Origin of the sequence: Bacillus sp. FSL R5-0709 (genome assembly GCF_038004785.1) — a bacterium.
In the GTDB taxonomy this organism is placed as follows: Bacteria; Bacillota; Bacilli; order Bacillales; family Bacillaceae_G; genus Bacillus_A; species Bacillus_A mycoides.
This window is the reverse complement of sequence record NZ_JBBORT010000001.1, coordinates 1,615,516-1,628,538: the sequence shown is the minus strand read 5'-3', so window position 1 is coordinate 1,628,538 and position 13,023 is coordinate 1,615,516. Positions and strand designations below refer to the sequence as shown.

16 protein-coding genes are annotated in these 13,023 nt (G+C 36.5%); 1 reads left to right on the top strand and 15 read right to left on the bottom strand.

The genetic code is table 11. The features are described 5' to 3' along the window. Positions 1-7 precede the first annotated feature (7 nt). A complete protein-coding gene (locus tag MKX37_RS08420) occupies positions 8-367 on the top strand; it encodes a hypothetical protein (RefSeq protein WP_002126648.1) in 360 nt (119 codons plus the stop codon). A gap of 25 nt (positions 368-392) precedes the next feature. On the opposite strand, the gene MKX37_RS08415 is transcribed toward MKX37_RS08420, so the two are convergent. From MKX37_RS08415 to fliM, 15 genes are all read right to left on the bottom strand, one after another. Next, positions 393-563 (bottom strand): DUF3951 domain-containing protein, encoded by a 171-nt coding sequence (locus MKX37_RS08415; protein WP_002011981.1) that lies wholly within the window; start codon positions 561-563, stop codon positions 393-395. A gap of 62 nt (positions 564-625) precedes the next feature. Then, positions 626-937 carry an AzlD domain-containing protein gene (locus MKX37_RS08410; RefSeq protein ID WP_002086437.1) on the bottom strand — a complete coding sequence of 104 codons (312 nt, stop codon included), beginning with the start codon at positions 935-937 and terminating at the stop codon, positions 626-628. Further along, the gene (locus MKX37_RS08405) at positions 928-1,656 is read right to left on the bottom strand and encodes an AzlC family ABC transporter permease (RefSeq protein WP_002126646.1); all 729 of its coding nucleotides are present in this window, start codon (positions 1,654-1,656) and stop codon (positions 928-930) included. Before MKX37_RS08405 ends, MKX37_RS08410 begins: the two co-directional genes overlap by 10 nt. Then, entirely contained in the window at positions 1,646-2,482 is an 837-nt protein-coding gene (locus tag MKX37_RS08400) for a TrmB family transcriptional regulator (RefSeq protein ID WP_016119964.1), read from the bottom strand. The genes MKX37_RS08405 and MKX37_RS08400 overlap by 11 nt, the downstream gene beginning before the upstream one ends. A 177-nt stretch (positions 2,483-2,659) precedes the next feature. Further along, positions 2,660-3,958 (bottom strand): NtaA/DmoA family FMN-dependent monooxygenase, encoded by a 1,299-nt coding sequence (locus MKX37_RS08395; protein WP_078421928.1) that lies wholly within the window; start codon positions 3,956-3,958, stop codon positions 2,660-2,662. 245 nt (positions 3,959-4,203) lie between these two features. Continuing rightward, entirely contained in the window at positions 4,204-4,977 is a 774-nt protein-coding gene (locus MKX37_RS08390; RefSeq protein WP_012260686.1) for a flagellar basal-body rod protein FlgG, read from the bottom strand. Between the two features lie 43 nt (positions 4,978-5,020). Further along, positions 5,021-6,331 (bottom strand): flagellar biosynthesis protein FlhF, encoded by a 1,311-nt coding sequence (flhF, locus tag MKX37_RS08385; RefSeq protein WP_078421930.1) that lies wholly within the window; start codon positions 6,329-6,331, stop codon positions 5,021-5,023. Positions 6,332-6,345: 14 nt separating this feature from the next. Continuing rightward, complete coding sequence (gene flhA / locus MKX37_RS08380) at positions 6,346-8,412, bottom strand: flagellar biosynthesis protein FlhA (protein WP_002086444.1); 2,067 nt, start codon at positions 8,410-8,412, stop codon at positions 6,346-6,348. 23 nt (positions 8,413-8,435) lie between these two features. After that, on the bottom strand, positions 8,436-9,482 hold the full coding sequence (gene flhB / locus MKX37_RS08375; protein ID WP_002011992.1) for a flagellar type III secretion system protein FlhB: 1,047 nt from the start codon (positions 9,480-9,482) through the stop codon (positions 8,436-8,438). Between the two features lie 10 nt (positions 9,483-9,492). Continuing rightward, the gene (locus MKX37_RS08370; RefSeq protein WP_001055697.1) at positions 9,493-10,254 is read right to left on the bottom strand and encodes a flagellar biosynthetic protein FliR; all 762 of its coding nucleotides are present in this window, start codon (positions 10,252-10,254) and stop codon (positions 9,493-9,495) included. Between the two features lie 15 nt (positions 10,255-10,269). Beyond that, positions 10,270-10,545: a flagellar biosynthetic protein FliQ gene (locus MKX37_RS08365; RefSeq protein ID WP_002011993.1), complete on the bottom strand. Its 276-nt coding sequence runs from the start codon at positions 10,543-10,545 to the stop codon at positions 10,270-10,272. Positions 10,546-10,578: 33 nt separating this feature from the next. Continuing rightward, positions 10,579-11,337, bottom strand: coding sequence for a flagellar type III secretion system pore protein FliP (locus tag MKX37_RS08360; RefSeq protein ID WP_002126633.1), 759 nt, complete (start codon positions 11,335-11,337; stop codon positions 10,579-10,581). Beyond that, positions 11,334-11,654: a flagellar motor switch protein FliN gene (locus tag MKX37_RS08355; protein ID WP_078421931.1), complete on the bottom strand. Its 321-nt coding sequence runs from the start codon at positions 11,652-11,654 to the stop codon at positions 11,334-11,336. Before MKX37_RS08355 ends, MKX37_RS08360 begins: the two co-directional genes overlap by 4 nt. Positions 11,655-11,666: 12 nt before the next feature. After that, positions 11,667-12,026, bottom strand: a complete 360-nt coding sequence (gene fliN / locus MKX37_RS08350; protein ID WP_002011996.1) for a flagellar motor switch protein FliN — start codon at positions 12,024-12,026, stop codon at positions 11,667-11,669. A 10-nt stretch (positions 12,027-12,036) separates the two neighbouring features. Then, positions 12,037-13,023 (bottom strand): flagellar motor switch protein FliM, encoded by a 987-nt coding sequence (gene fliM, locus MKX37_RS08345; protein ID WP_063217893.1) that lies wholly within the window; start codon positions 13,021-13,023, stop codon positions 12,037-12,039.

Sequence of the window (13,023 nt, the reverse complement as noted above, 5' to 3'; positions counted from 1 at the left end):
GTTTTATATGTCACTTACATTACTTTTACTCATATTCCTAATAATTCCCTTCATTTCAGCATTAGCTCTCATTTTTATGACGGTTAAAAAAGGAAATTTTCTAAACCGACCATACTTACAATCATTCATCGTATGTGCTCTATTTTTTACGAATTGGATATTATATTTAACAAATTTTTATTCATTACTACCTGAGAAAGTTAGTCGATTTATATTTCTACCTATTTGGTTTTTCCTTTGCGTTTTAGGATTTATCGTTTTCGCACGCGAATGGAAGAACAATCGTATTTTTTCCATATCTATCGGTTTCCTTTCTTCTATTAGTTTTCTATTTGGATTATTGTTGTTAGTTCTTTCAGGAATGTAAAAATAAAAGGAAGAAAAGCCCAACATCAACTTTTCTTCCTTCTATTTTTACCTTTAGATTTTATTGTCATAGTTTCACAAGGTGTGTAATAAATTTGAGGTGTCGCCTTATCAACAAACATCATAAACGTAATAAAGCCGATAATAAAAAAAATAAACAACGTTAACAATATTGCTCCTATCGTTAAAAGTATCATAACACCACCCCTATATATTTCATGTTATTACACCTTTCGCTATTATATGAGCTGAATCCTTTTTAGAAAAATAAACGTAACAAAATAATTACAATGACTCCTGTTAATACTGTTCCTAATAAACTACGAGTATATATCGCTACGAAAAATGTAGGAATTGCCGCAATGATATAATCCCACTGCACTGTCTCATGCATAAATAATACTTGTGCTAAAAGTGCTGCTAATATCGCAATTGGTATGTAATTTAACCATTTTAAACCCCAGTCTGGAATTTGTAGTTTACTAAATACGAGAAGAGGTAAAATACGTGGTACGAGTGTGACAGCTCCGGCTGCTAGTAAAAGGAATAATACGTCCAATCTTACTTCCATTTTTCAATCACCACCCCGATTGTCGCAGCTAAAAGTGTTGCGATAATAACTGCTATACTATCTGGCATAAATAAGTGTGAAACGTATGCGATAATAATCGCTACAATTGCAACACTTAGATGAATGGCTAGTTTCGGTTTACTACTTATTAGCTGAAGTACAAATAATCCGATAAACATCGCTGGTAACGCATAATCCATTCCGTACGTATGAGGATCTGGTATCCACTCTCCAAAAAGCCCTCCGAGAACTGTAGCTAAAATCCAATTTAAATATGCTGTTACATTAAGTCCCATCATCCATTTCTCGCCTAAATGGCCTTTTTGTGCTGCTTGTTGCACTGCAACGCCGAAAGTTTCATCTGTAATTTGCGAACCAATTATTAAATTTTTAAAAAGAGGTATCTTGGTGAAGTAAGGTGCGAGTGCAGCACTCATTAATAAGTGACGTAAATTAACAAAGAACACAGTAAAAATAATTGCCGAGGCTGGGGCACCCGCTGCATACATACCCGCTAATATAAACTGAGCAGAACCTGCGTAAATTAATGTGGACATAAAAGCAATTTCTATGATCGAGAAACCTGCTGTTTTCGCAATAACACCAGCCGCTATACCGATGCTCAAATATCCAAATACAGTTGGTAAACAATCCTTTACACCTTGCTGAAATGAATCATCGCTCTGCAGTGTCATATGTGCTTGAGCTTTATTCACCATTATCTCCCTCCATTTCTTCTATAGTACGTTTTCCTGTTACGACATGAACTAAATCTATGTTTTCACGCCATAATGTATCTAATTTATCAGCTCCAAACTCCTTCGTAATCTCTTCCACCATAATGTCGTGCCGAACATATTCTGTAGCGACGAGAACTAAAGCTGGATCATACGTTGTAACGGCCCATGAAGTGCTATCATTTGAAAAGTTAGCAATTAATACTTCTTCCCCATCACGCGCGATAACAGTTAAATGACCACCCATTCTCTTTTCAACGACGTGAGGTGTCATATAATTATGGTGAAATGTCGCTCCTATTTTTGTTTCTGGAGCACCAAATAAAATTGAAAAAATATGTACGCCTTCCGCTTCCTTTTGATGAATGAATGGCTCAATCTCTTGCACTTGATCTTCCCATACAGAAATCCATAACTCTTCTTTTGCTCTATTAATTATATTGCATATTTCTTTCAAAACACGATCATTTGAGCGAATATGCGAAATTACATCAATTTGTCGCTCTTGTTCTAAACAATTTAATTTTCGGTCTAAAAATTCAAAGGACTTTTCAAAATCTTTTCGCATTCGATCCATTAATTCCGTAGCTGGCACTGGTACATATTTCACTGGTTCAGAAGGAACGATATGCACCGCTCCTTTATCCATCAACTTGCCAAGTACTTCATAAATCATTGAACGGGGTACGCCTGTTTGTTTACTCACTTCATAACCTGTTACTGGATAATGTTTTAATAGTCCAATATACGCTTTACATTCGTACTGGGAAAAACCTAACTTTTGTAACTCCTTTATTATTTCATCCATCGGTAACCCCTCACAATTTATATAGCTCTAATTTCAAAACTACGATTTCACTTTCCATTAGTAGTTATTGCTATACCTACTAATATAAAAAAGAAGCCTCTACAAGTCAACTGATAATTCCGAATTTTTATTCGAAATAAAAAGCCTTCTTTTGAAAGGCTTTTTGTGCATAAGGAATTATTTCAACTGTAGAGCATTTGATATATTACCCTCCAAATGCTCACGTAAGGTTGAACCTGTATACTCTTCTCTAAATACACCTGCTCTCACGAATAAAGGAATGACTTCACTAAAGAATAAATCCAATGATTTTGGAGGACCGCCTGGAATTGCAATAAATCCATCTAGTGCCCCTGCTTCAAATCTTTCCATAATTTGCTTACAAATATCTTGTGGTGTGCCAATAGCGACCCAATGAGCAGAACCAACAACTTCTGGTCGTTCTAGTATTTGCTCAACAGTTGGTTCATTTTTTATGATGAAATTCCGTAATAATTCGGCATGCGTTTTACTACGTACAGCTTGATTTCTACTTGGTAGCATATGTTCAGTAACCTTACTTTCTAATGGAAGCCCTCTAACGTCTAATCCAAGAACCATTTCGAGTAAAGCGTACCTCTTCTCTTTTGTAAGGTGTTGATGAGCTTGCCTGTGCATTTCTAGTGCTTCTTCATATGAATCACCAATAAAGAAATATAAACCTGGCAATACACGTATATCATCTTGCTTTCGGCCATGCTTTTCTGCTCTTCTTCTTAAATCTTGACGAAGTTCGATTCCTGATTCTACATCTGGCATTGCGGCAAAAATCGCATCCGCAACAGAAGCAGCGAAATTCCGGCCAGACTCTGAAGCACCCGCTTGAAATAAAGGCATTTCCCCAGAAATATGTTGCGGGATATTAAGTGGACCTTTCACCTCAAAATGCTCACCACGATGCTCAATTGGCTGTACCATCTCTCTAATTACATCTGCGTTGTCTTCTTTCAAAACTTCATAAGGATGACTCCTCCAAAGTTTTCTTACTAACTCTGTACATTCTGCCGCTTTCGCGTATCGTTCCTCAGATGGTGGCATCCCTGCCTCACCAAAGTTTTCAGCACCATCAATTGATGTGACAATGTTCCATCCTACTCGGCCGTTACTAATCCAATTTAAAGATTGTAGTTGCCTCGCTAGTATATATGGTGGATAAAATGATGTTGAAGCGGTCGTAACGACTCCAATCTTTTCTGTTGCATAAGCGATAGCAGTAAACAATAGTGTCGGATCTAAAATTACATTCCCCTTATTACGAGCAATTAAATCGGGATGCGCTACTAAATAGTCAGCTTTAAAAACAAAATCTAACTTCGATTTTTCTGCTTGTTTTGCTAACTCTACTTGTTCATCTATCCCTGAATTAAACATACTCTCTTGTTCTTTCTTTCTAGAAATCAAACATAGTCCAATGCAAAGCTGTTTTTTTGTAGACATATGTACACACCTTCCCCTTATTTTTAATTTACCTAGTTAAACAAATGATACGACCCTCACAGCTTCTATTCTTATTAAAGATAAAATGATATTGATAATCATTATCATTTTATGATGTAACTATAATAAAAGCAACAATAAAGTGAAACTTTAATCAGAGGAGGAGCTCCCATCCTCTGATTATTAGCCTTCATCAATCGAGCTTTTGCGGGATAAAAAAAAGACCACCACTAATTGGAAGTCCTTTATCTCAATATTTCATTCGCTTCTTTTTCATAAATTTTATCAAACGAAGTCATGATGCGCTGCGATGCTTGAATCATTTTTTGATTCGTCATAAGGTCAGCCATTTCTTTCGTCATATCCACATTTGAATTTTCTAGCATATGATTACGTACTGCCCCTGTTCCATTCGGTAAATCAGCAACGTTTCCTTCTGCTAGTGTAAAACTTTTATTTTCACGTTGTACGAGGCGAGCGTTCGTTTCTACGTCTACTGTTTTCGTTTGCAGACGGGCAATATTATTTTGTGTTACTTCATCGTATAATGTACCGTCTGCTTGTACAGCTACCTTTGCTCCTTCTGGAATACGAATACGTTCATTATTCTCACCCATTACGAAAGCACCAGATGCTGTTTGTAAATAACGATCACTATTTAATGTAAAGCTACCGTCTCTCGTTAAAAATGTTTCATCATTTTTAGATGTAACGAAAAATGATGATGTGCCAGCCGCACCGTCGTCTAAAAAGAAATCTGTAGCACTATTTGTCATTTGTACATTTCCTTGTACTAAGTTCACATGCGTCGCAGCTGGTACGACAGCGTAATCGACCGAGCCGATATTTGTCGCCGATCCGTCTCCGCGGCGATATGTGTCTTGCACATCAAATACTTTAGACGTCATGTTTTCTGCTTTAAATCCTGTCGTTTGGGCATTTGCGACGTTATTCGAATGAACATTAATATGCTGCATGTAATTCATCATACCCATAGAACCTATATAAAGACCGTTCATACTCGTTTGAATAAGGCAAGTGCCTTATTCTTCACCTCTTTTCTTACGATGTTTGTAACATTTGTTTTGCTAAATGTTCAGCTGTAGCGATATGTATATGTTGCTTCACGTCTTGTCCGTCTGTCATTAATACAATTGGAGCTGATGATACAGCTGGAATTTTCAACAATTCACCGCTGCTCGCTGTTTCATCAAATTTCGTAAACACGATACCATCAATATGAATATCTTTAAAGTTCGTAATGATTTCAATCATGTCTTTACTTTTCATAGAAGCTGATAACGTTAAACAAATATAATCTGGCTCTACTTGTCCCATCGTTTCAATCATTTCTTCAACCGTTTCTGACGTACGATAATTCTTCCCTGCTGTATCTATTAATATATAATCGACGCGTGCTTCTTCTTTAAAATAAGTGAGCGCCCTTGTCATAGCTGCTTCATCTCGCACAGCTATTACTTCTGACCCAATTGTTTTTACGTAATCTTGTAATTGCTGCACTGTTCCAATGCGAGAGTGGTCCGTCGTAATAAAACCAACTGTTTTTCTCTTAGCATGAAACTGCCATGCCATTTTCGCAAGTGTCGTCGTTTTTCCAACACCAGTTGGACCTATTAATGCAATCGTTTGTACTTCTTTTTCAAATACGTTTTCAGTATTGAAATGAGATCTCATATCTTCCAATATGTATCCGATGACTTCCTCTTCTGTAATCATCGTTGCATTCTCAAACTTCACTTTTAATTTTTCAGCATATGCATGAATGAAATATTGTTCCACATCGTTTTGTTCTAACATCCGAATTACTTTTTGAATAATAAATGGCACAGATTCCTGTTTTTCTTTTTTTATAACTACTTCTTCTTTCTTTACAGAAATAGCTTGTTTCACAACAGGCTGTTTTTTAGCTACTTTCGTCTCCTCCGTACGTTTCACAACGACAATACCTTTTTCAAACAGTTGTAATAGCTTCTCTTTTTTTCTTGCCCATTCTTCACTATTCCCTGTTTGCATCGCTGCGTATGACATAGAAGTCGTTACGTTTTCTAAATTGTGCAAGACCGATTGAATTCCATTCACCTTCACAATTTCTTCTGAAGGTTCACCTACAACATCCATTAATTGTTCATGAAATTGAGTTGTTCCTTCGCTATTTTCAGCCTGTTTATCTTCAGGAAAAGCGACTAACATTTCATAATTCTTTTTCCAAAAAAACGGGATATTTCGTTTTACACTTTCATCGACAACGTAGTAATAATCTGTACCATATTGGTCAAATAATTTTCGATACAATTCATTTTTCGAAGCTGCTTTTATTCGCATTAATGCTTCTTTTTTTTCTGTACTTTCCATTACTTCACCCCCTACTATTCAATATAAGCAATTTGATCTACAACAATTTCTGGTGCCAATTCACTAATACATAATACTTTAGCTTCTATTTGATAACGTTCAAGAAGTCTCACAATCGCAAATCTGAAATCTTTTCTGCGTGTTAATAATACTGGCTCTCTTCCCATTAAACGCGCTTGTTTGAAAACGCGCTGTACTTGCTCTACTACACGCGTTTCTAAATCTAAATCCCAGTTTAATAAATAACCTTGGTATGAATTATTAACAACATCTGCATCTAACTCAAGCGAATCAGCGAAGAGTGCTGCATAAATTTTCCCATCAGGATTTTTCGCACTCTCACAAATAACTTTTGAAATACATTCACGAACAAACGCCGTTACACCATCAACATGGTTTTGATAAATTTCTTTCCCGTCAATAATACCTTCAATAATTGTTGGTAAATCACGGATTGAAATTCCTTCTTTTAGCAATTGTTTAATAACATTTTGAACGAGTGATAAATCGATTTCTTTCTTTTTAATTTCTTCTAATAAAACGCCATTATCTGTTTCAAGCGAGTGAATCAAGTCTTTTACATGTTGACGCTGAATTAACTCATGAAGGTTACGTCTAACGACAACATCTAAATGCGTAATTAATATGCTGAGCGGCTCTAACACTTGATAGCCTTTCATTTGTGCATCTTGTACCATATGCTCCAAAATCCAATATCCATCTTCACCAAAAATTGGATCTTTCGCCGGCTCTGCATCTAAATCAGCCATTACATTCGGTGTTTTCAGTGCTAATAAATAACCTGATTTTAAAACACCTTCAGCCGCCTTCGCACCTTTAATACGAATAATGTAACGTCCGCGCGGTCTAAAGCTCGTATTATCTTTAAAGTTAATTCCAGGAACGTTAATACCAAGGTCAGTAATAATCGACTTCCTCATAAGAACAACTTTATCACGAGCTGTTTCCCCGTTAATCTTCTGCTTTACAAGTGCCGCTAAATCTAAACCGAGCTCTACGATAATTGGATATTTATCTGTAAAGACGCCGAATGAATCTTCCACTTGTTGCAGTTGCTCTTCATCGCCTTGAATCATTTCTAATTCTTTTTGAAGCTCGTCTTCTTTTTCTTTCTTTATTCGCTTTTTATTACGAACTCCTAAGAAAATAATCGTGCCTCCAACGAGAGCAAATGGTAAAAATGGTAGCGGTGTAAAAACACCCATTGCGATAAATAAACCACCGAGTGCATATACAACAACTTCATGCGCTAATAACTCTTTAAAGATTCCTTCAGTTACTGTATCTGCTGAACCGTCAAATACACGCGTTACGATAATACCTGTTGAAATCGCAAGCATTAACGAACCGATTTGGTTTACAATTCCGTCACCGACAGTTAACTGTGTATAGTGAATAGCCGCATCTGCAAAGCTCATTCCTTGCTGCATCATACCAACAATTAAGCCGAAAATAATGTTTACGAATAAAATGACAATCCCGAAAATAACGTCCCCTTTAATGAACTTTCCGGCACCATCCATCGCTCCGTAAAACTCTGTTTCCATATTTAATTTTTTTCGTTTTGCCTGTGCATCTTTTTCTGTAATAAGACGCTGATTCAAGTCAGCATCGATAGACATTTGTTTCCCTGGTAAAGAATCAAGTGTAAAACGAGCTGCTACTTCAGCTGTACGAGACGCACCGTTTGCAACGATAAACTGGAATATGATTAATACTATAAAAATAACGATACCAATTAATAAGTTTCCGCCAATTACGAACTGGCCGAACTCTTCAATAACATGACCCGCATTTCCGTCTGTTAAAATCGCTCGCGTCGTCGAAACGTTAATCGATACGCGGAAAATCCCGATTAATAACAACATCGTCGGAAATGACTTTAATTCATCCCACTCGTTAATACTTGTAGCTCGCATATAAATAAGCACTGACATACTTAGTAGAAAAACGATAACGATATCAAGTATAAATGGTGGAAGTGGAATTAAGAGCGCCACAACGAATGACGCTGCTAAAAAGATAGAAAAATAGGTTCTTGCAGAATCCATCTTAAACAAAGAGATCCCCTCCAAACGCGCTATTATACTTCAAGTTCTTTCGTTTGAATTAAATAGCGCATAACTTCAATTACAGCTACGTATAAATCTTCTGGAATCGTCTCGTCTTCCTCAACTTGATAATATAAAGAACGAGCAAGCGGACGGTTTTCCACCATTGGTATTTCTTGTTCACGGGCAAGCGTTCGTATATATAATGCGAGCTCATCTTCCCCTTTTGCAACGACAATAGGCGCTGCATCAACTTGTTTATTGTAACGAAGTACAACCGAAATATGCGTTGGGTTATTCACAATAAACGTTGCACCATCCATCTTCTTCGCAATTGTCCCTTGCAAGATGGCATGCATAAAGTTTTTTCGTTTCCCCTTTACTTGCGGGTCCCCTTCATTATCTTTATGCTCTTGTTTCACTTCTTCTTTTTTCATCTTAATATCTTGTTCGTACTCCCATTTTTGATAAATGAAATCAATAATAGAAAGAATGATTAAAATAATTAAAATGGCTAGAAAGATAAATTTAATTTGGCTAATAATTTCAGTAAGTGACGCTGTCCAGTTAAATCCAATCATACTAACAATCTTCTCTAAATTCTTTTTAAAGAGAACGTACGAAACGTAACCGATTAATCCCATATAAAACAGTGATTTCAAAATATCTACTAAACTTTTACGACTAAACAATCTCGTAAAATAGTTTTTCGGATTAATACGTGATGCTTTCGGCTTAAGTACTTTAGAAGAAAATAAGAAACCAACTTGAATCATATAATTGAACAAATGAAAAGCATATACAAGTATTAATATAGGAGCCGATACTTTCAGAAGTAATATACCCATTAAATAAAAATACTCGGTCGAATCTGTATTTTTTCCAATTTGATCAAACAGTACCGCTACGGAATGTGCAATCTCATAGCCGAGCCAATCTCCGAAAAAGTAAACGACAACTGCTAATACAAGAATGGAAAATAAATTATTTAAATCTTTACTCCGGGCGATATTCCCTTCTTCACGCGATTTTTTACGCTTCTGCGGGGTGGCCTTTTCTGTTTTATTATCCTTTGCCATGCGCGTCCCCCTACTTCGTTAAGAAAAAGTTAAATAGTTTCGTATACTCTTCTAGTAATACGTCTGTCATATTTTTAAACACATAACCGAGCATCGGTACACTCATCGCAATAAACAAAATACCACACGTTATTTTAATTACGTACGCATTCATAAAAACGTTTAATTGCGGTGCATTTTTTGCAATTAAAATAAGGACGAAATTAATAATGAATAGACTGCCCATAAGTGGCAAAGCAATTTCAACCGCTGATGTAATTGCAAATAATAACGTTGCGAGTAGACTATCTAAAAAACTAGTCGTCAACAATTTTGAAATCGCCTCTGTATATTGAAACGACTTTAAAATCGTGGCAACGAAATAGTTAATGCCGCCAAGTGAAATAAAAATAATAAGAAAAAATATATCAAAAATTGTTGATAGCAAAGTGGACTGTGACCCTGCATTTACATCAAATAAACTCGCCTGTGATAAACCGATATCAAAGTCTAAAATATGCCCTGCCATTTTCGGAATGTTCCACAGCATCTCTACAATTTTTGAAAGTGATAACCCAATTACAATTTGCGTTCCTGCATAAGCTGCTACATCCCAAACTGTCTTTATATGAGAGACATCCACTTGATCTGCCACTGTAATCGAAAGAGCGAGTCCAAATGTAACCTTTGCCATCGCCGGAATTGATCGACCTGAGAAAAACGGTAGAAAATATAAAAATGAAGTAATGCGACAAAACGCAAAAAACGTCGCCGCCCATAATTCCATATTCATTTCAGTTCACCTATCTTAGTACGAACGCAATAGCGATGGGATTTTATCAAATAAATCTAAAATAAGCATCGTTAACTCTTGAAACATCCACGGACCTAAAATGATAATAACGAGCACAATACTCGCCATTTTCGGTAAAAACGTCAGCGTTTGCTCTTGAATTTGCATCATCGCCATAATAACCGCGATAATAATAACGACAATCATACTTACAACGGCAATCGGCATTAAAATCATAACCCCTTTATAAAAAAAGGTTTGGAAAATATCTATAATTGGTGACGTATTCATTTATATGACTCCTATCACATAGCATCAAACGCTTCAGGCGACCGTCTTAAACATAATATCGACGATTTTTGTATATCCACCTAAATATACGAAAACGAGTATTTTAAATGGTAAACTTAAAATCATCGGCGGTACCATCATCATCCCAAGGTACATTAAAAGTGTACTAATAATTAAATCAATAAAGACAAACGCTAAATAAATGAACATCCCTGTAAGTAACCCTTTTTGAATTTGCGTTAACGTAAAGGATGGCACAAGCGTAAACAATGAAAGATCCTTTAAATCTTTCGGCAACTCTTCTCCACGCACTTTAAGCATCATTTTCAAATCATGCTTATACGTATGCTTCGACATATAATCTTTCATAATCGGAGCTGTCGTCTCCGCAGCTTGACTTACTGTTATTTTTTCTTTCGTCATCGGGTCCCACACATCACTCTTTAATTGACCAAGTACTGGCTGCATTGTAAACAGCGATAAAAATAATGCGAGTCCAACAAGCACTTGGTTCGGTGGTAAATTCATAACCCCAAGCCCTTGACGAGTAATCCCAAGAACAATCATAAAATAAGTAAAATGCGTAAATAAAAGAACGATAGAAGAAGATAATGATAGAAGGGTAACGAGCGCGAATAGTTGTACACTTGAATTACTCGTAAACTCTTTTCCATTTTCGAAATTAATAAAGCCGTTCGGGGCTGCATACGCTGGATTTACAAAAACAAATGAAAAAATAATAGAAAATGCGAAAATAACGGCAAATAACGATAACTGTTTCTTTATTCTCATGATGGATCCTCTACTTTTTTCGTTTCACTCTTCACCGCGTCTTCTAACGCTTGTTGAAACTGATTTCCTGTTCCTGTTAACTGCACAGATTGTACACAGTTATTACTAATAACAGTGAACACTTGCTTTCCGTCCACTTCAAATAAAAAGGCGCTCGTTTGATGATTTAAATAAACACCGTCTTTCACTTGAATGTGTCCATTTTCACCTTGCTTAAAAAACTGCTGTTTGCGCGTCTTTTTCGTCATATAATATGCACCATAGCCTAGCGCACCAAACAGTAAAACGACTTGAAATAAGGTCGTCATATACGACATATGACTCCTCCTCTACTCTTTATCCTGCATTTGATTTTGTGCCTTCATAAGCGCTGCATGTTTCTTATCAGCTTCAATTTCAGAAATAATAATGCCAAACTTCTCGTCCATTACGATTGCCTCACCAATACCGACTTTCATATCACTTAAATATACATCTACTTTATGTCCTAAATTTTTCTCTACTTCAAGAACATCGCCAACTTTTAACTGCTTCACATCACCAAGCGTAATAGATGACTTCCCAAGCTTTACTCCAAGTTCAATCGAAATGTCTGAAACGGTATCAATATGTGCCTTCCCAGCTTCATTTCGCTTCCCTGCAAATTCTTCTAATCCCATTAATGACACAGGAGATACTTCATGCTTCATATGGATCCTCCTACTCTATAAAACTTTTAAATAGAAGCGCCTTACGCGTTCCATCTTTCCCGATAAAACAATTAAATTTATGCTTTCCATCTACATAACCACGTAGTTGGTCTGTTACTTTCGTATGAAGCGGAATAATATCGCCTTCTTCAATTTGCTCAATCTCGCCCATTGTCATCTTCTGCTCACCAACCGCAACGTGAACAGGCTTGTACACTTGATTTACTTTCACTTCTACTTCAGACGTATACTTTTTACGCTTATCCGAAGAATGTTCGACAATATTTTCAGACGTTAACTTATCCATAATTTCTTCAACAGATAAGAACGGAATACCAATACGAACTGTCGTATTCCAAAACTCTGTTTTCATATTTACGTTCAATAATGAAATAATATCGCTCGCCGTCGTAATCTTCAGCGCATTCGGATCTGTCTCCGTCGTTACAAACTTCGGTTCAATCGCAACAACGCTTTCAAATGATTGCTCTAAATTTTTACAAAGAAGCAAGAATATATTATCAAGCGTTAAAAATTCAAACGCCGTTAACGGTCTACGCATCGTAAAGTTACGCTTACTATCTCCGCCAAGCCAACATTCATGAATATATATAACGAACGCTAAATCAATCTCAATAACAATTTCTCCAAGCTCTGGTAAACCTAGATCTATCACGCAATATAAATAATAATCTTTCGGCATTTTCTCTACATACTCACTCGTAAATGGAACTTGCTCAACCGTTGAAGGCTCTAGTTCAATTGGAATACGCATACGAGCTGACAACGTCTGTGACGTCTGCTTTCCAAATGTAGACGCAATCGCCTGCAAACTACGTAAATGTTCAACACCAAACTTCTCTGGTCTATTAAAATCATACTCTTGAAATTTATCTTGCTTCCCTGCTTCTTGTGCGAAAGCTGGCATTTCCTCGCCTTCATTTACCGCCTTCAGCAGGGCATCAATTTGCTCTTGGCTTAATTTTTCGCCACTCAT